General features: G+C 71.2%; 11 protein-coding genes. 1 reads left to right on the plus strand and 10 read right to left on the minus strand.

The window, feature by feature from the left end; translation table 11 throughout:
• Window positions 1-65 precede the first annotated feature (65 nt).
• The 8 genes from ACFWSK_RS14415 to eccD all read right to left on the minus strand — a co-directional run bounded on the left by ACFWSK_RS14415 (window position 66) and on the right by eccD (window position 9,519).
• A complete protein-coding gene (locus ACFWSK_RS14415) occupies window positions 66-437 on the minus strand; it encodes a hypothetical protein (RefSeq protein WP_383784854.1) in 372 nt (123 codons plus the stop codon).
• A 2-nt stretch (window positions 438-439) separates the two neighbouring features.
• On the minus strand, window positions 440-892 hold the full coding sequence (locus ACFWSK_RS14420; protein WP_383784857.1) for a YbaB/EbfC family nucleoid-associated protein: 453 nt from the start codon (window positions 890-892) through the stop codon (window positions 440-442).
• 159 nt (window positions 893-1,051) lie between these two features.
• Entirely contained in the window at window positions 1,052-4,525 is a 3,474-nt protein-coding gene (locus tag ACFWSK_RS14425) for an AAWKG family protein (RefSeq protein WP_383784860.1), read from the minus strand.
• Window positions 4,526-4,653: 128 nt separating this feature from the next.
• Window positions 4,654-5,118, minus strand: coding sequence for a type VII secretion system-associated protein (locus tag ACFWSK_RS14430; protein WP_383784863.1), 465 nt, complete (start codon window positions 5,116-5,118; stop codon window positions 4,654-4,656).
• 157 nt (window positions 5,119-5,275) lie between these two features.
• A complete protein-coding gene (locus ACFWSK_RS14435) occupies window positions 5,276-5,584 on the minus strand; it encodes a WXG100 family type VII secretion target (protein ID WP_383784866.1) in 309 nt (102 codons plus the stop codon).
• An 89-nt stretch (window positions 5,585-5,673) separates the two neighbouring features.
• Entirely contained in the window at window positions 5,674-6,009 is a 336-nt protein-coding gene (locus ACFWSK_RS14440) for a hypothetical protein (protein ID WP_383784868.1), read from the minus strand.
• Window positions 6,010-6,465: 456 nt separating this feature from the next.
• Window positions 6,466-8,067 (minus strand): type VII secretion protein EccB, encoded by a 1,602-nt coding sequence (eccB, locus tag ACFWSK_RS14445; RefSeq protein WP_383784871.1) that lies wholly within the window; start codon window positions 8,065-8,067, stop codon window positions 6,466-6,468.
• Between the two features lie 45 nt (window positions 8,068-8,112).
• The gene (gene eccD / locus ACFWSK_RS14450) at window positions 8,113-9,519 is read right to left on the minus strand and encodes a type VII secretion integral membrane protein EccD (RefSeq protein ID WP_383784873.1); all 1,407 of its coding nucleotides are present in this window, start codon (window positions 9,517-9,519) and stop codon (window positions 8,113-8,115) included.
• A gap of 454 nt (window positions 9,520-9,973) precedes the next feature.
• Here eccD and eccCa point away from each other — a divergent pair, with 454 nt between their 5' ends.
• Window positions 9,974-13,993: a type VII secretion protein EccCa gene (eccCa, locus tag ACFWSK_RS14455; RefSeq protein ID WP_383784876.1), complete on the plus strand. Its 4,020-nt coding sequence runs from the start codon at window positions 9,974-9,976 to the stop codon at window positions 13,991-13,993.
• Window positions 13,994-14,014: 21 nt separating this feature from the next.
• Here eccCa and ACFWSK_RS14460 read toward each other — a convergent pair whose 3' ends face one another.
• Together ACFWSK_RS14460 and ACFWSK_RS14465 are read right to left on the minus strand one after the other, a co-directional pair.
• Window positions 14,015-15,256, minus strand: coding sequence for a S8 family serine peptidase (locus ACFWSK_RS14460; RefSeq protein WP_383784879.1), 1,242 nt, complete (start codon window positions 15,254-15,256; stop codon window positions 14,015-14,017).
• Entirely contained in the window at window positions 15,253-18,564 is a 3,312-nt protein-coding gene (locus ACFWSK_RS14465; protein WP_383784882.1) for a right-handed parallel beta-helix repeat-containing protein, read from the minus strand. The genes ACFWSK_RS14460 and ACFWSK_RS14465 overlap by 4 nt, the downstream gene beginning before the upstream one ends.

The following is an 18,564-nucleotide window of genomic DNA, read 5'->3' on the forward strand; positions in this document are numbered from 1 at the left end:
GCCCGCGCGGGCAGGACGGAGCAACCGCTCCCAGCGTGGTGCGGGAGCGGCCTGCGGCGCGTCGGTCAGCGACGGCCATGCCCGCCCGGGCCGCCGTCGAGTCCATCGGTGTTGATGCGGTTGGTGCCCTGCTCGACGTCCTCGATGTTGCGGTCGCGGGTGTCCTTCATCATCCGGACCTGGCTGACCGTGGCATCGGTGATGCCCACCAGCGCATCGCGGATGGACATCATGGTGTCCTTGGTGGTCTGGCGTTCCTTCTGCTCCTGCGGCTTGGCCTTCTCCGCGAACTCGCCTTCCGTGCCGGGCCACTTCACCGTGGGTGCCAGCTCGTCGAGGAACTCCTCGGTCATGCTCTGGGTCAGGGAGCCGATCTCCTCCAACTGCCTCGCCAGGGCCTCGATGCGCTGAGGGTCTACGTAGTACCGCTGTCCCATGGTCAGTCCTCGCCCTCTTCGCCGAGCGCGTCCCGCCAGACGGGTGTGGCCTGACCGCCGCGTGCGGTGTCCTCGTCCTCGCGCAGCACCTCGGGACCGAATATGCGCTCCCAGTCCATCTCGAAACCCTTCAGCTCCGGCACGTTGCTGCTGGGCTCGGCGAAGGGCGCCATCGCCTTCATCACATGCCGGTTCATCTTCAGACGCGCCGAGCTCGCGGCCTCCAGGACGCTGGCGGCCAACTCCTGCGGGGACATGTCGCGGTACTTGTTCTCCAGGAACTCGATCCCGGCCAGCTCACCCTGCGGGCCGGCTGTGGCACGGACCGCGCGGTCGGAGGAGAGCGACGTGAACGACGCCGTCCGCAGTTCGCGCTCGGTGCGTGCGACCGCCTCCTGGGCCGCCTGAAGTTCGGCCATGGCCTTCTCCAGGCGCTTCTCCAGCGGTTCCGTCATGCCCGCTCCGCCCTTCTCCGTCGGTCTCCGCGTACGTCCGGCACTGGTCTCCCGTTCTCAACTGCTCTGCTGATCATGCCTGGTGGAGGCTTTGTCGCGGAAGCCGGGGCAGGGTGTGCCTCGTCTCCGCTCGATGGTTGCGCCCCACCTGCGCGGTGCTCACCGTCCGATGACGGCCGGGGTGCCACCCTCCTCGGTGCCCCAGACATCCGCGTCCTCCTCCAGGTAGTCGGCGGAACTGGTGGACCTGCGGCGCGGCTCGGCCTCCTCCTCCGGGGAGTCGCCGCCGGTGGTCGCCACCCGGGAGGCCGGGGCCAGGAAGGTGTCACTGTCCTCCTGGCGGTTCCACGGGCTGCGCCGGCGTCGGTTGCGTCGCTCGCTCTCCTCCGCCGCGTCGACGAGGACGGCGCGCACTCGCTCGCCGTTGCCCTTCTCGCCGCCCGCGCCCATGCCGCCCATTCCGCCGCCCATCGGCATGCCGGGGCTGCCGGGCATGCCCGGGGCGCCTGGGGCTCCGGCTCCGACCCCGGCACCGGCGGCGTCGGCGAGCGGGGAGCCCGCGCCGTCGGCGGCGCCGTCCGAGAGGGGAGCGACGGCACCGCCGCCGTCCGAGGAGAAGGAGCCCACCCCGGAGAAGTCGCCGCCGGGGGCCCCGGCGCTCACCTGTCCACCACCGACGCCCAGATCGGAGAACCGCACGTCCCGGCTTGTGGTGCCGCCGCCCGTTCCGTTCAGGCCGCGCAGCTCGTCAAGCCCGCCGAGGTCGCCCGAACTGCCGTTTCCGCCGAGCGAGTTGAGGTCGCTCAGATCCACCGTCCCGGTCTTGCCCTGAGGGTCGGTGACGGTGGCTACGCCGGTGTCCGGGTCGATGACCTGAGTGGTGCCGTCCGGGAAGGTGGTGCTCAGCCGGCCGTTGTCCAGGACGGTGGTGGAGCCGTCCGGGTTGGTCGCCTTCGCCCCGTGGGTGAGGTCCGTGATCACGGTGGAGCCGTCCGGGCGGGTGGTGGTGAGCATCCCGCTGTCCGGGTCGAATACTCCCTTGCTGCCGTCCGGGTAGGTGGTGGTGAAGTCGCCGTTCTCGAGAGCGGTGTGCCCGCCGGTCGGGGTCTCCAGGCCGGACCGATCGGCGTTGATGTTGCCGAGATCGCCCAGGTCGCCGATCGACTCGGTGGGCAGGTCGGCGTTGATGGTTCCGAGGTCGCCCGGATCCCCGAGGCCGTTCTGGCCGTTCATGTTGCCGAGGTTGCCCAGGTTCTGCGTGGAGGTGGTGCCGTCGGGGTCGGTGGAGACGGCCTGACCGGTCGTGGGGTCGACGACCTGCGTGGTGCCGTCAGGGAACGTGGTGGTCAGCTTGCCGTCGTCATCGAGAGAGGTGACCGACCCGTCCGGATTGGTCACCCGGAAGCCGTCGCCCAGATCCTGCGTGGTGACGCTACCGTCCGGATGCGTGGTGCTGACCAGCCCGCTGTCCGGGTCGAAGGTACTCGTGCTGCCGTCCGGGAAATCGGTGGTGAGCTTGCCGTCGGTGAGCTGCGTGCTGCCACCGGTCGGCGTCTCCAAGGAGCCGCCGGCGTCGTTGTTCAAGTCGCCGAGGTTGCCGAGGTTCTGGGTGATCGCGTCGTTGGCCGCACTGACGGATCTGCCCGTCCCGCCCGGGCCGTTGTTGAGCGCGCCCAGGCTGCCCAGGCTCTGGGTGACCGGGGACGGGCCGACGGACCCCTGCTGATTCCCGTTCTCGTCGCCCGGGCTGTTCACGTCGCCCAGGGAGCCGAGGCTCTCGGTGACCGAGTTGTTCAGGTCATCCCCCAGGCCGCCAGGGCTCTCGGTAACCGAGTTGTTCAAGTCGCCGGGATCGCCGAGGCTTTCGGTGACCGGGATGTTCTCGTTCAGCAGCTCGTCGAGGCTGCCGAGGTTCTGCTCGTTGACCGTGTTGGGATCGTTGAGCCCGCCGAGGCTCTCCTCCATGGCCTTCTGCTGCTCCTCGGCCTCGCGCTTGGCCTCCTCCTGCTCCTGCCGCTGCTCCTCCCGCAGCTCGTCCTGGTACTTGCGGTCCTCGTCACGCTGCTGGTTCTGCTCGTTCCGCAGCTCGTCCTGGAGGTTCTTGGCCTCCTCCTGCTCGAGCCGCTGTTCCTCGCGCAACTCGTCCTGGTACTTCTTGTCCTCTTCCCGCTGCTGGTTCTGTTCCTCGCGCAGCTCGTCCTGGTACTTCTTGTCCTCTTCCCGCTGCCGATCCTGCTCCGCGCTCAATTCGTCCTGGTACTTCTTGTCCTCCTCGCGCTGCCGATCCTGCTCCGCGCGCAACTCGTCCTGGTACCTGCGGTTCTCCTCGTTCTGCCGGTTGATCTCCTCCTTCTCCTCCTTGAGCTTCTTCTCCTCGTACACCTCCGAAGCCGTGCTGGTCGACTTCGGTTCGGGTACGTGGTCGGAGAAGTCTTCGCCCAGCTCGAGGAAGTGGTTGTTCAGGGCCGACTGCACCTGGGCGGCGGGCTTGCCCAGGTACTCGTCGACGCCCTGCGTCCAGATCTTGACCGCCTTGTCGCCGACCTTCGCCCAGTTCGCGATGTCGGTGAGGTCCCCGTACTCGGGGTGCACCTGGGAGAAACCGCCCTGCGGGCTGTGGCTGATGGTTGTGGCGTAGCGGGTGGAGTACGACTTGATGTCCGTCTTGGCGACGTTGTTCGCGTCCACCCACTGGGCGAGGTCGTCCAGGACGTAGCGCAGCACCTGGTGCGGGTCGTAGTACGAGGAGTTTGCCCAGGACAGCCACGCTTCCAGCAGCTTGCTGGCGGAGTCCTCCAGATACGTGCGGCCGAGAGACAGGGCGCGCGAGTACACCGTGCTGCCGGTGCCGGCGCCGGCCCCGTCTCCGGAGCCGACCGAGGAGTTGAAGGTCTCGACATAACTGTCGTAGTTCTCGCGGATCTTCTTCAGCAGGCTGCGGAAGACCTCCGCCGCCTCACCCTTCCAGCTCGCGTCGTCCCGGCCGAAACGGTCCTCCCAGTCCTTCAGCACCACCGCGTGGTCCTTGAAGAACTTGGCCGCGAAGTCGAACGAATCCCCGGTGGTGGTGAAGGACTTGAGGTCCACCACGTCGGCACCGGGCACGCCCAGGTTGCTGAACCGGGCATCCTGTGTGCTGCCGCCCAGCAGCCCGAGGAGCGCCGCCCGCGGCCCGTTCATGTACCGGGCGAGCGGGATGGTGCTCATCTTGTCCTTGTTGTAGTCCGTGAACTCATTGCCTTCGCGGACCTGCGCGTCCTGGACGTTGTCGGAGCCGGGACCGGCGAATATGACCTCGTCGCCGGCCTTCACACGGCCCTCGAAGACGATCCGGGCCTGCATGATCGACCGCTTCTTGCCGCTGTCGAAGAACCAGATGTCGTAGTCCTCGCCCTTGTTCGTCAGGAAGCCGGAGTCCTTGACGAGCAGGCCGAGACTGCGCTCCTTGATGTCCATCCGGAAGAGCTTGCCGCCGTGGTCGGATCGGAGCGTGTCGAAGACGGTGTTCCGGTCCGGCACCGGATAGCCGGTGATGTGGGTGACCAGAGTGGCCCAGGTATCGGTCGACGAGTCGCCGGCGTTGTCGAACTTGTCGAGGTTGGCGACGGAGTTGGGATCGTACCGATCGGCCACCGGGCGCCCTTTCTGGTCGGTTGTCGTCCGCGTCGGCGCATGGCCTGTTCGTGCGGATGTTCAGGCGGGTGTCTCTCACGCGAGCGTGCCGGGCGGCCGAGGCGACGGCCGGCACACAGGGCACGGGATCAGGTGCCGTCTGTCTCCGACGACCCGCTGGTGAGCGTGTCGACCTCGTCGAAGGTCTGCAGCAGCGTCTGGGCGTCGATCGCGTTCAGGTTCTTGTCCTTGGTCTTGTTGGCCTCATCGATGGTGTCGGTGAGCGCCTCCTTCAGCTCCTTGAAGAGATCCATCTGGTCGCCCAGCAGCTTGTCGATGGCCTCGGCCGCGGTGCGGACGCCCTCGATCAGCTTCGGTCCCGAGACCAGGGGTTCGGTGACCATCCTGCCGATGCGAAGGAGTTGCTTGTCCTGGGCGAGGTTGTCCGGGGTGGTGTGCCCGTCGACGAGGTGGCCGAGCGGCCGGATGTGGGCCCCGTCGCCGTCCTCGCGGTGCTTCTTCGCGGCGGTGTACACCGGTTGCACCTCGTTGTCCCGGAAGTTCTCCATCTGCTTGAGGTCGAAATGCTTGACGTCGGCCTTCTCGCCGGCCATGGGACGTCCTCCTGCCTTTGGTGCCGGACGGGGATACGGAGCGGCCGTGCGGGCGCTCCCGTGCGTACGTCGGCACGGCCTGCGGGCGTGCGTGCCGGGTGGGCGCGCGGGCGCCGGGGCTCCCCTCCGGACGAACGGAGGAGAGCCCCGGACGGGGCTAGCGAGCCCGCACGTTGCCCCAGTTGTCCGCGCTCCTGCGCTCGTCGCGGGAGTGGTTGTCGTGGATGCTCTGCACCAGCTCGCCGCTGTCGCCGAGGAGCAGGGCCATGTTCTTGGTGGCCTGGTCCCACTCCGCCTGAACCCCGCGGTACATCTGCTGGTCATCACCTTCCCAGGAGGTCACGAGCGGCTTCAGCTCGTCCTCCAGGTTGTTGAGGGTCGTGATGATCTGCTGGGTCTGGTCCTTCAGCTCCTCGATCGCGTGCCGGACCGTGGAGTACTGCACATCGATGATGCCGTCGGCCATGACGTCTCCTCTTGGATGGCCGGGCGCCGGGCCCGGGGAAGCTCACAGGTTCCGGCCTCCCCGAGGGGGCCGGTGCCGCAGGGGATGGGTCAGCGCAGCGCTTCGAAGACGCCCTGACTGGTCTTGCTGTTGAGGACCTCTGTCAGGTCCTGGTTCTCCTTCGCCAGCCGGTCGGCCGAGGTCACGTTCTCCTGCAGCGCGTCGACCATCTTGCTGATCTGGACGACGACCTTCTGCGCCTCGGAGTTCCAGCTGCGGAAGAGCTTCAGCAGGGCCTGGCCCTCATCGCCGCCGACGCCCGAACGCGCGGCGATCTCGGCGACGTTGTTCTGGATCTTCTCGACCGCGCTCCGGGCCGACTCCAGGGAGGAGACACCTCCCAAGCCCTTGGCATAGTCCGCTTTCCTCGCGGCACTGTCCGCCATGTCGCGCTCCCTTCGTTCAGGCCAGTCTCGATACACCGTTGCCCGCCGAGGCTAAAGAGAAGCCGACGTCCGGCGCAACGCATGTGGGGAAGATTTGAGCATAGGTCAGTTCGACAGAATCCTTGTATGGCAACGGAGTTGCCCGAAAGTTGCCGCGTGATGAAGATGCCCCGCCGACGACCGCGTCGTCGGTACGTCACCATCCGCCGACCGACTCGATGTGCTCGGAAAGATGGCAGGGAAAGGAGGCGAACGGTCACCGGGGCGAACCGTTTCCGGCGATGCACGGCATCCAGGGAATTCCACGGGCACGACCGGCCGGAAATCTGAGCTTTTCCTGAGGTTTCCCGCCGCACACGGCACGCGACGAATTGACCCCGACGGCATGGAGTTCGGCTGGTGGTTCAGCCCGTCGCCCTTTCCTTTCCTCGACGCCGTATGCGGTGCTTGAGCGGATCAGGATGCGGAGTCGGATCTGTCGGCCGGTCCAGGGGCGCCGGCCGTGGCCGCCTTGTCCGCCTCCACGTTCCCCTCCCGCTCCCCCGGCAGGGTGGCGGCGGCGCACTTCGGAGCCGTGACCCTGGGTTCCGCCGCTCCGGAGGCCGCGGCCGGATCAAGGTCCGCACCGGTCGGGAGGGCCGATAGCAGCGGTGCGGGGACCGAGCCGATGTCTCCGGCCCCGTACCCGAGCGCCGCCAGCGAGTCTTTGGCCGAAACGCGGTACTTCACGCCGTTCTCCGCTATCAAATACGTGGTCCCGGCGTGCGCCGCACCGCTCGCGTGCAGGGCCCGGACCAGAGCGCCGCGCCCGGGCCGTACCACCGTGACGTCCGTCCGGACACAGGCAGGCGTCAGCGGCTGGGCGGTCCCCTCCGACACCACGGCCGGGGCGAGCCGGCTGAGCGGGACCAGTACGGATTTGATGCGGGTGCCGCCGTTGTCGCCGTCCACCTGCGCGCAGAGCGCGGTGCCGCGCGGCGCGGACTGCGGGACCGGTGGGGTGTCAGGCAGCTCCGCGGACCCGGCGGGGGACGAGTCCTTCGCCCGGTGCGCGCGCAGCGCGTCCACGCCGACCGCGCGCACCTCGGGCGACGCTCCCTGGTAGGCGTCCTTCTGGGTGGCCGGGTCGCCCAGCACCAGGGCGGCGCCGAGCTCGGTCAGCGGCACCAGGCCGCCCTTCTGCAGCAGGTGGTACGTGCTGCCGCCGCCGGGGACACTGACCTTGAACAACTGGCCGATCCGGCCGGCTTCGCCACCGAGCACCGGCCCCTTCGCCCCGCGCCCCGGAACCGCGGGCGGTTTCAGGGCGGGGCCGGGGGCCAGCGCGTCGAGGAAGGCCGCAGAGACGGGCATCGGCTGCTCCGCGCCGTAGCCGAGGGCGTTGCGGGCATCGGAGGCGCGGTCCAGCGGCAGCCTGCTGCCCCGCCACACCAGGTACTCGGTCTCGTCCGGGCCGCGCACGAGCACCCCTCGGTCGCCGCCGACGCCACGGGAGTCCAGGGGTGCCCCGGCGACCAACGTGGTGGCTCCTGGCTTGTCCGCCCGCGTGCCCGCCACGACTCCGGACGTGCTGGGCAGTGCCCCGTCCGGCCCGGTGACGCACATGTGCCAGGGGCCGTCGTCGAGCTGGCCGGGTCCGGGCACGGTGTCCGGTGCGCCGGGGATGCCGGCCGGGGCTCCCACGGGGACGTCCCGCAGTGAGGCGGTGGCCACGTCGACGGTCGCCAGGTCGGAGCCGCCGATCAGCCGCGCCGAGGCGTAGTTGCGCACCGGGTGCAGTACGCCGTCGGTGCCGGTCCACAGGTACCTGGCACCGGTGTCGCGGTTGACCACCAGGTGCTCACCGTCGCGCCATCCGTCGTTCCCGCCGGGGCGCAGCAGCCCGAAGACGGTGGCGCCCGCGCCGATCAGGACGGTCACCAGTACACCGAAGACCACACCTCGGGTGGTGCGCCCGAGCGGGCTCTCCGGGGCGTCCGGGTCGGCCGTCAGCAGACCCGAACTGAGCCTGCCCATCATGAAACTGTGGGCCTGTACCTGGTCGCGCTTGGACTGCACAGACTCTCCTCAACTCGTTGTCCATGTGCCGGCGGTCGGGTGTTCTCAGCCGAACAGCCCGCGCAGCCAGCCGAAGAGACCCGCCACCCACAGGCTGAGCGGCAGCAGCGCGACGGCGAAGGCGGTGTGCGCCAGTTCCGCCGCACGGCCCCAGTACGGCAGTACCCGCCGGCCGGGCACCGTCCAGGACGCGGTCACGAGACCGGCCGCCGCGGCGAGCAGCACCGCGAAGACCACCAAGCGCCCGTCGCCGTCACTGTCCACCGCCCAGGCTCTGGTGAGCAGCAGCAGCCCGCAGACGCCGGGCAACGCCAGGGTCAGCCGCTGCCCGATGTGCACCAGGTCGCGGCAGTGCAGGAGCAGCAGAAGGCTCAGCACGAGCGCGGTCAGCACCTCGGGCAGGTCCGGGTGCTCGGCAAGGACGACCAGGGCGGCCGCGGCGATGATGCCGGTGGCGGCGAAGAGCGCGGTGACCCAGCGTCCGGCCAGTTCGGTGCGCTCGGCGACCTCGTCGCCCGAGTAGGGGTCGATGCCCTCCTGGAGCTGGCCCGCGGAGGACGGCAGAGCGGGCATCCGCATGCCGGCCAGCTTGAAGGCGAACGGTGCCACTGTCCCGGCGGCGAGCGCGACCACCGTCGCCACCAGCGCCACCGAGGCAGGCACGTCCAGGCCCGTGTACGCGATCAACGCCCCGGCGACCGCGGTGGCCACCGAGACCACCGCGGTGGCCAGCAGAGCCGGGGCGCCGACCGCGGTGGCGGCGAGCGCGATGACCGCGCCGCCCGCACCGGCGGCGCCCGCCGCGAGCAGCCGCGCGCCCACGACCTGGGCCGCGTCCGGGCCGGTCACATCGCCGCCGGGCAGCACCCAGCCGGCCAGCGCCAGGCAGGGAGCGACCAGCAGGCCGAGCGCCGTCGCGGAGAGACGGTCGCCGACCGCGCGGCTGGCGGAGCCCGCGCCCGCGAGCAGCAACATCCCGGCCACGGCCGCGCAGGCGGCCCGGGAGGAGCCTGAACCGGTCACCCCCGGCCGGAACACCAGCAAGAGGGCGGCCGCCACGGTTGCCACCGCAGTGCCCACCAGCAGCCCGCGGGCCGCCCCGGGATGCCAGGTGTGCAGCCGCCGGGCAGCGGTTTCGGCTATCCCGGCCACCAGGTCGTCGAGCCGCGCCTCGGGCAACGCCTCGGTGTGCGGGCGCAGGTAGAGCACGGAGCCGTCGGAGAGCCCGGCACGGGCCAGGGTGCTCTCCTCGTCGAGTGGGGCGTCACCGAGCCGCTGGAGCACCCAGCCGGCGTGGTCCAGCCCGTCCTCCTCGGCCTCCTCGCCGACGTAGCGCAGCAGTGTGGGCAGCAGATCGGCGACCGGAACATCGGCGGGTACGGCCAGATCAACGGTGACGTTCGGCGCACGTACGGTCAGGCGGCACGTTTCGGCCACCGCACTGTCGGTCATCAGCTGAACTCTCGTCTTCCATGGAGGCTTTGACAGGAGGACTCCCCCGGCAGAGGGGGTGTGCGAACAGTACGGAAGGTCCGCACAACGGGGAACCGGGGTGCCGGGCAAGGGAATTGAGTCCGTGCGCCCGGCGACCACCACTCCCGCGTGGACAGGTCGCGTTCCGTGAATGCAGACTACTGCCTACGACCACCGGGTCGTACTGCGGACCGGAGTCCATATCCGGTATCCAATTGGCCATCAAGGGAGTTGGCCGTCCCCTGCTGTCCGCTCGAAACATTCATCCGGCGTTCACCGCGTCATGCGTGGGCCCGGGGAATCAGCGCGGCGCGGCCTTTCCCACTACCGGGTGCTCCGGTATTCGGTACGGGCCAAAAAGCCGTGAAACCGGAGGTTCTGTTCCTTGAGTGTGGTGCTGTTTCGCCGGCCGGCCCGCAGGCGCGGACCGGAGATGCCCGAGGGGCAATTGACCCTTCAGGAGCCACCGGTCCTCGCCGAGACGGTTCCGGACACCTCGGCCATATGGACCTATTTGCCGATGGCGCTGATGTCGGTGTCGATGATGCTGATGTTCCTGCGGCCCGGCGGCGGGAACGGCGTCTTCATGTATCTGGCGATGGGCGTCATGGCGCTCTCCGCCGGTGCCATGCTGCTGGGGCAGCTGATGCGCCGCTCCAGCGAGCGCAAGCAGCGTCTGAAGGGTGAACGCCGCGACTACCTCCGCTACCTGGCGCAGACACGCAAGCGGGTGCGGACCACCATCGCGGAGCAGCAGCGGGCGCTCGCCTGGCGCCACCCGGAGCCCGGCTCACTCCGCTCACTGGCCCGCACCTCGCGGCTGTGGGAACGCCGCCCGGCCGACGAGGACTTCGGCGAGGTCCGTATCGCGGTCGGTGAGCAGCAGCTCGCACTCACCCTGAACCCGGTCTCCACCCGCCCGGTGGAGGACCTCGAACCCCTCTGCGCGCACGCCCTGCGCCGCTTCGTCCGCGCCTACTCCACCATCCCCGGGCAGCCCCTCGGCCTGTATCTGCGCTCCTCGGCCCGCATCCTGTTGCGCCCGGAGGAAGCACCTGGGAAGGACCAGGCCGAGCCGGGCGTCCCGCCGTCCGGGGAGGGCGGCGAGGACCCGGGTGAGGGCCCCGGCGCCGAGGCGGTACGCGGCCTCGTGCGCGCCGTGCTCGGGCAGCTCGCGGTGTTCCACGCGCCCGAGGAGTTGTGGATCGCCCTGTGCGTCAGCGACGAGCGGCGGCCCGACTGGGAGTGGGCCAAGTGGCTGCCGCACGTGCTGGACCCGCACGAGGAGGACGGCGCCGGCCCGGCCCGCCGGATCACCTCCGACCTCACCGAGCTCGACGACCTGCTCGGGGCCGAGTTCGCCGAGCGCCCCGGCTTCGACCCGGACGCCCGGCCCGGCCGTGACGAGCCCTACACGATCGTCGTCCTGGACGGCGTCACCGTGCCCGAAGGCCACCGCTGGGAGGGGCACGGCTACCGCAACGCCCTGGCTCTCGACGTGTCCGGCGCGCTGCGCTGGCGGCCCGGCCGCAACATGCTGCGACTGACCGTCGGGCCCGAGCGGGTGAGCCTGGTGCGCACCGACCGCAGCCGCAAGGAGCGGTCCGTGCCGCTCGGCCGGCCGGACCGGCTGGGCCCGCTCGGCGCGGAGTCGCTGGCCAGGCTGCTCGCCCCCCGCCGGATGAGCCTGGGCACCGACATCGCGCAGCCGCTGGAGACCGACGTCGAGCTGACCACGCTCCTCGGCATTCCCGACCTGCACCGGCACGACCCGCAAGCACTCTTCGACCGGCACACCGGTTCCACCCGGCTGCGGGTGCCGATCGCGGTCGGCGTGGACGGGCGCCCGGTGGAACTCGACATCAAGGAGTCCGCACAGGGCGGCATGGGCCCGCACGGCATGCTCATCGGCGCCACCGGCTCCGGCAAGAGCGAGCTCCTGCGCACACTCGTCCTCGGCCTCGCCCTGACCAACTCCTCCGAGACCCTCAACTTCATCCTGGTCGACTTCAAGGGCGGCGCCACCTTCCTCGGCCTGGAGGAACTTCCCCACACCTCGGCCGTCATCACCAACCTCGCCGACGAGGTCGCGCTGGTGGAACGCATGCAGGACGCCCTGCACGGTGAACTCATACGGCGCCAGGAGCTGTTGCGCTCCGCCGGGAACTACACCTCCGCCCTGGAGTACGAGCGTGCCCGCGCCGCCGGGGCGGACCTCGCGCCGCTGCCGAGCCTGTTCGTGGTCGTCGACGAGTTCAGCGAACTGCTCTCCGCGCACCGGGAGTTCATGGACCTGTTCGTGATGATCGGCCGCCTCGGCCGCTCCCTCGGAGTCCACCTGCTGCTCGCCTCGCAGCGCCTGGACGAGGGCCGTATGCACCAGCTCGAGAGCCACCTGTCGTACCGGATCGGCCTGCGCACGTTCTCCGCCATGGAGAGCCGGGGCGTGCTCGGCGTGCCGGACGCCTACGAGCTGCCGTCCCAGCCCGGCAGCGGCTACCTGAAGTCCGGTGTGGAGTCCCTGACCCGGTTCCGCGCCGCGTACTCCTCCGGCGCCTACCGGCGCCGCACCGGCGCGGTGGTGCAGGCCCGGGTGGCCAGTCAGGTGGTGCCGTGGACCAGCGGCTGGGTGGTGCCGCGCACCTTGGCGGCCGCTCCCGAACCGGAGCCGGACACCGAGGAGACGGGTGACGAGGAGGCCCTGCTCGACGTGGCCCTCGACCGGCTGCGCGACTCCGGCCCCGCCGCCCACCAGGTGTGGCTGCCGCCGCTGGACGAACCGTCCCCGCTGGACGTCCTGCTGCCCGGCATCGCTCCCGACCCCGAGCGCGGCCTCACCGCCGCGGGCTGGTCCGGCACCGGCAGGCTGCGGGTCCCGGTCGGCCTCGTGGACAAGCCCTTCGAGCAGCGCCGCGATCCACTGGTCGTGGACCTCTCCGGAGCCGGCGGTCACGTAGCCGTCGCGGGCGGCTCGCAGAGCGGCAAGTCCACCCTCGCCCGCACCCTGATCGCGGCCCTCGCCCTCACCCACACCCCCGCCGAGATCCAGTTCTACTGCCTCGACTTCGGCGGCGGCGGTCTCTCGCAGCTCGCCGCCCTTCCGCACGTCGGCGGAGTGGCGGCGCGGCTCAACCCGGAGCGGGTGCACCGGGCGGTCGCCGAGGTGATGACGCTGCTCGCCCACCGTGAGCAGTTCTTCGTGGACCACACCCTCGACTCCATGCAGTCCTACCGCCGCCGCCGGGCCGCCGGGGAGTTCCCCGACGAGCCCTTCGGCGACGTCTTCATGGTGGTCGACGGCTGGTCCACGGTCCGCCAGGACTACGACGACCTGATCCCCAAGTTCAACGAACTCGCCGCCCGCGGCCTCAACTACGGCATTCACCTGATCATCACCACCACCCGCTGGGTGGAGCTGTCCGCCCAGGTCCGTGACCAGGCCGCCACCCGCCTGGAACTGCGGATGGGCGACCCGATGGACTCCGAGATCGACACCCGTAAGGCCCGCTCGGTGCCGCGCAGCGGCGGCCGCGGCATCACCGCCGACAGCAAGATGCACTTCCTCGCCGGCCTGCCCCGGCTGGACGGCAGCGGATCTCTCGACGACCTCGGCGACGGTGTCGCCCACCTGGTCGCCGAGGTGTCCCGGCACTGGTCGGGCGCACCCGCTCCGCAGGTCCGGATGCTGCCGCACCGGCTCCCGCTCGCCGGACTCCCCGCGCCCGAGCCCACCGAGGGCGGCGGCATGCGTATCCCGCTCGGCATCGACCAGGATGCCCTGGAGCCGGTCTGGCACGACTTCAGCCGCACCCCGCACCTGATCGTGGTCGGCGACACCGAGAGCGGCAAGACCAACCTGCTGCGCGGCATCACCAAGGGCATCACCACCCGCTACACCCCGGCAGAGGCGAAGATCATCGCGGTGGACTACCGCCGCACCCTGGTGGACGCCATCCCCGAGGAGTACCGCATCGGGCATGTGATCTCGCTGGACAACCTCAAGGAAACGATCGAGGGCGCGGCCCGCGCGCTGAAGACCCGCGTGCCCGGCGCGGACATCGCCCCCGCCCGCATGCGCAGGTGCGACTGGTGGACCGGCCCACGTCTGTTCATCCTGGTAGACGACTACGACATGGTCTCCGGCAGTTCCTTCCAGAGTCCCTTCGAGCCGCTCTTCGAGCATGTCACCCTCGGCTTCGAGATGGGCCTGCACCTGGTCGTCGCCCGCAGCGCGATGGGCGCCGGCCGCGGCCTCAGTGACGCTCTCATCCGCCGGCTCGACGAGGCCAACAACCCCGCCGTCCTGCTCTCCTGCCCTCCCACGGAGGGCCGTCTCTTCGGCAACGCGAAGCCCCTCAACCTCCCGCCGGGCCGAGCCCTCCACATCGCCCGCCGCCGGCCCCGGTTGATGCAGACGGCGCTGGTCGAGGAGAGCCAGGGACAGCAGGACTGAGAGGACGCGAGGACGAGGGGCTCAGCCCTTTCCCGTCACGCCCGCTTCCGCCGGACGCCATCCCCGGGCGCGGGCCCGGGAAAGGGCGAAACCGGCCCACAGGACAGCGAGGACGGCGGCTGAGCCGAGGAGGACGAAGAGGGTGGCGCGGCCGGTGGCCCGGTCGGCTGCGGAGGAGTCGCGAACGGTCACGGCATCCGCGGCGCGCTCCGCGCCTGCGGACCCGCCCGGATCACCGAGAACCGTGGTGACGGCGGCGTAGGCGTCCAGCTGGGGGATGTCGGCGGGGTAGGCGGCGGCGGTCAGACGGCGGACCACTTCGTCGGGCGAGTCGTCCGGATGGGCGGCGCGGACGGCCGCGGCGGCCCCTGCGGCGTAGGCGGTGGCCACCGGGACGCCACCGCCGAGGTAGTGGCCTTCGCCGCGCGGGCCGCCGGAGACCACTCCGGCGCCCGGGGCGGCCAGGTCGATGCCGTCGGTGGGCGGGGAGCCGTCCGGGCGGGCGCCGCTGGGAAGCATGCCGGCGACCGAGAGGACGCCGGGTTCACCGGCCGGCCAGTAGGTACGGGACGGGATCTCGTCGGTACCGCCCCGGGACGGCGGGTCCGGGGCGGCCGCGGCGACGACCACCGCGCCCGCGCGGCGGGCCTCGGCGACCGCACCGCTCAGCGCCGCGTCCTGGCGCGGCAGGGCCACCGCGACCGCGATCACTTCGGCCCGGGCCTCGGTCGCCTCACGCAGCGCGTCCACGACCAGGGCGGAGCTCGCCCGCCCGCGCCGGTCGGTGCCGCGCAGGGCCAGGATCTTCGCGCCCGGGGCGACCCCGGCGAGACGGGGGCTGTCGCCGCCGGTCCCGGCGATCAGCCCGGCCAGGAACGTACCGTGCCCGACGCAGTCGTCAGCGGCCGTACCCCGGGCGGTGACCCGGCCGCTCAGCCCGGCCGCGCCGGGGGCGACACCGGTGCCGATGAGGGCGACGGTCACGCCCGCCCCGGTGCTGTGACGGTGCAGTCTGTCCAGATCGAGACGCTGGCGCGACCAGTCCTGCTTCTTCGCCTCCTGGCGGGAGGCTGGGGTGCACGCCAGCTCATCGGCCTCCGGATCGAGCGCGGAGGGCATACCGGGCAGTTCCTGGCCCTTCTCCCCGTCGGCCGCCGGTGCGCTGGGCGCCGCCTGGGCCGGAACGGCCGTGGGCAGCAGCAGGGCGGCGGCGAGGCCGGTGCCGGACAGCAGGCGGGCGAACCCGCGGGCGGGCGGCCTCACCGGGGAGCCACCTTCGGTGCCACGGCCGTGACGTCCGCGGGCAGGAGGACACGCAGATCGTCCAGGGTGGGCGCGGCCAGCGAACTGAGCCGTCCCGCCTGGCGGGTGACCATCGACTCGACCACCTGGCGGGCCAGGCGGGCATTGCCGAAAGAACGGTCCCGGGGCACCGCGTCGAAGTACTCCTTGAGCAGCGGGCCGGTGCCGGGTCCGCACTCGTAGCCCATGCTCGCCGCCTGGGTGCGCACGATGGTGACCAGCTCCTCGGAGGAATAGTCGGCGAAGGTGATCCGGCGCGGGAACCGTGAGGAGAGGCCCGGGTTGGAGTCGAGGAAGCGCTCCATCTCCTCGGTGTAGCCGGCGACGATGACGACCACCTCGTCACGGTGGTCCTCCATCAGCTTCAGCAGCGTGTCCACCGCCTCCTGCCCGAAGTCGGCGCCGCCGCCCCGCGGGGTGAGGGTGTATGCCTCGTCGATGAACAGCACGCCGCCTCGGGCCCGTTCGAAGACCTCGCGGGTGAGCTGGGCGGTGTGACCGATGTACCGGCCGACCAGATCGGCGCGGGCCGCCTCGATCAGCTGGCCTCGCTCAAGGACGCCGAGCTGGGTCAGGACCTCCCCGTAGAGGCGGGCGACGGTGGTCTTGCCGGTGCCGGGCGGGCCGGTGAAGACCAGGTGATTGCTGAGTGAGGGGACCGGCAGCCCGGCGGCGGCACGGTGGCGGGCCGCGGTGATGAGGTTGACCAGATCCGCGACTTCGCGCTTCACCTCGGCCAGGCCGATCATGTCGCCGAGGCGGGTCAGCGGGTCGTCGTCCGGTACGGCGGGGTCGGCGGCCGTCGCGGCGGCGGTGGCGGAGACGTCGTCCGGCAGCAACTGCCGCAGATCACGCTCACTGACCTGCGGCTGCGCGGAGAGCCGGACCGCCTGCCTGTCCACCATCTCCTCGAACACCCCACGCGCGGCACGCCCGTTGCCGAAACCGGCGTCACGCGGCATAGCCGCGAAGTGCGCGGCCAGTGCAGCCGCGGTGCCCTCGCCCAGCTCGTACTGGTGCTGGGCGCACATGCTCTCCATGATCGCGACCAGGTCGGGCACCGAGTAGTTCTCGAACTCAACGGTCCGCGAGAAGCGGGATGCCAGACCCGGGTTGGATCCGAGGAAGGCGTCCATCTCACGGGAGTAGCCGGCCGCGACCACCACCACGTCGTCTCGGTGGTCCTCCATCAGCTTCAGCAGCGTGTCCACGGCCTCGCGGCCGAAATCGGCGCCGCCGTTGCCGCTGTCCGCGGTGAGCGTGTACGCCTCGTCGATGAACAGCACGCCACCGAGGGCCCGCTGGAAGGTATCGCTGGTCTTGATGGCCGTACCACCGACGACCTGCGCGACCAGGTCGGCGCGTGAGACCTCCACCAGGTGCCCGCTGCGCAGCGAACCGAGCTCGGCCAGGATGGACCCGTAGAGGCGGGCGACGGTGGTCTTGCCGGTGCCGGGCGGGCCGGCGAAGACCAGGTGTCTGCTCATCGGCGGGGCGGGCATGCCGAGTTGCCGGCGGCGCTGGGCGAGCTGGGTCAGGTTGACCAGGGTACGCACCTGTTGCTTGACGTTCTCCAGGCCGATCAGCGCGTTGAGGGCGCCGAGCGGGCCGTCCGCGCGGTCCGCCGGGGGCGCGTCCGCTGCTCCGGAGCCGGCCGGGTCGGTGTTCTCGGCGCTGCCGGTGCCCCAGGCGTCCCGCTTGCCGTTGCCCATGCTGTTCAGGCCCTCGACCGCGAGCCGTTCGCCGGGCGCGGTCTGCACCAGGCCACCGCCCTCGTTCTCCCGGGCGAGGCAGTTGACGAGCGAGACCGGCGCGGTGGACTCCACCCGGAAGCCGTCCTGGGCGCCGCCGGTGGCCTCGCAGCCGCTGAGCGAGACGAGAGCGCCCTCCTGGAGCAGGAAGCCATGGCCCTTGGGGGCGTGCACCGCGGTGCGGTTCGCGGTCAGCTCCCCACCCCCGGCAACCACCACACCCTCCTCGCCGGTCACCTCGACGCGGAAGTCGCGCACGGTCACGTTCCCGCCGTCCTCCACGACCAGGCCGCTGGTGACTGCGTCGGAGACCCCGCCGCCGGCCAGGTAGAGAGTGCTGCCGGACGCCACGCGCACACCGGCGCCCTTCGGCCGGATGATCTCGCAGTCCTCGACCCGGCCCCGGGCGTCCCTGGTGGCCGCGATGCCGTCGCCGGTGGGCTCCACCAGCCGGGCCCTGCGCAGCAGCGGGTTGGCGCCGCCGAGCACGGCTATCGCGGGCGAGCCGCCGATCACCTCCAGGCGGTCCAGCTCCGGGGCCGAGTCCTCCTCGAGGAGCAGCCCGGCACCGTCGCAGTCGCGGACCGTCAGGCCGGTCAGCGCGGGGGATGCGGCCCCGGCGACCCGCAGCGCCGCGCCCTGCGCGCCGTCCACCCAGCAGTCCTCGAATGTGCCGCGCGCCCGGTCGGTGACCAGCACACCATGGCCCCGGACGCGCGAGACGCGGCAGCGGCGCAGCACCGGGTCGGTGCCCCCGGCCAGCGCTATCCCGTTGCCGGAGGCACCGGTGACGCGGACGTCCTCCAGCGTCGTACGGCCCACGCTGCTCAGGTGCACGCCGGTGCTGGTGTCGTGCACCACGGTGCGGACCACCGAGACGGCGCAGTTCTGTTCCAGGGCGATGGAGGGCTTGTCCGTGGAGGACAGGTCGCAGTCCTCCACGCTGCCACGAGCTTCGCCGTTGGCGAGCAGGCCGTTGCCGCGGGCGTCGCGCACCGTGCAGTCACGGACGCGGGCCTCACCCTGCTCGGCGAGGACCAGGCCGCTGGTGCCCAGGTGTTCGAGCGTGCAGGACTCCACGGTGGTGGGCGTCGTCGAGGTCACCACGACGCCCGCACCCTGCGGGTTGCTCACCCGGCAGTCCCGCAGCGCGAGGGAGCCCGTACCCCCGGCAAGCATCGCGGTCCAGGCGGCGCCGACGATCTCGCAGCCGTCGAACGCGGCCTGGCCGCGCCGCACGTCCACGGCCGGCAGCTCGGCGTCACCGCCGCGCAGGGTCAGTTCGGAGAACATCACGGCGTCGGCGCGCAGCGAGATCACGCTGCCCGAACGCGGCCGGATCTCCACCGTGCCCCGCCCCTCGGCGGCGGTCAGGGTGACCCTGGTCTGGATCACCAGGTTCTCCGCGTACGTCCCGGGCCGGACGCTGATGAGCGCCCCGGTGCGGGCAACGGCGAGTGCCTCACCGATCGTCCGATAGCGGTCCCCGGAGCCGACCGACAGTACCTGGCGCGACAC

Source organism: Streptomyces sp. NPDC058620 (genome assembly GCF_042717135.1).
GTDB lineage: Bacteria > Actinomycetota > Actinomycetes > Streptomycetales > Streptomycetaceae > Streptomyces.

What these genes read in the sequence shown, in the direction of transcription:
- ACFWSK_RS14415 (WP_383784854.1), bottom strand. Translation starts at nt 437, where the DNA reads ATGGGACAGCGGTACTACGTAGACCCTCAGCGCATCGAGGCCCTGGCG.
- ACFWSK_RS14420 (WP_383784857.1), bottom strand. Translation starts at nt 892, where the DNA reads ATGACGGAACCGCTGGAGAAGCGCCTGGAGAAGGCCATGGCCGAACTT.
- ACFWSK_RS14430 (WP_383784863.1), bottom strand. Translation starts at nt 5,118, where the DNA reads ATGGCCGGCGAGAAGGCCGACGTCAAGCATTTCGACCTCAAGCAGATG.
- ACFWSK_RS14435 (WP_383784866.1), bottom strand. Translation starts at nt 5,584, where the DNA reads ATGGCCGACGGCATCATCGATGTGCAGTACTCCACGGTCCGGCACGCG.
- ACFWSK_RS14440 (WP_383784868.1), bottom strand. Translation starts at nt 6,009, where the DNA reads ATGGCGGACAGTGCCGCGAGGAAAGCGGACTATGCCAAGGGCTTGGGA.
- eccD (WP_383784873.1), bottom strand. Translation starts at nt 9,519, where the DNA reads ATGACCGACAGTGCGGTGGCCGAAACGTGCCGCCTGACCGTACGTGCG.
- eccCa (WP_383784876.1), top strand. Translation starts at nt 9,974, where the DNA reads ATGCCCGAGGGGCAATTGACCCTTCAGGAGCCACCGGTCCTCGCCGAG.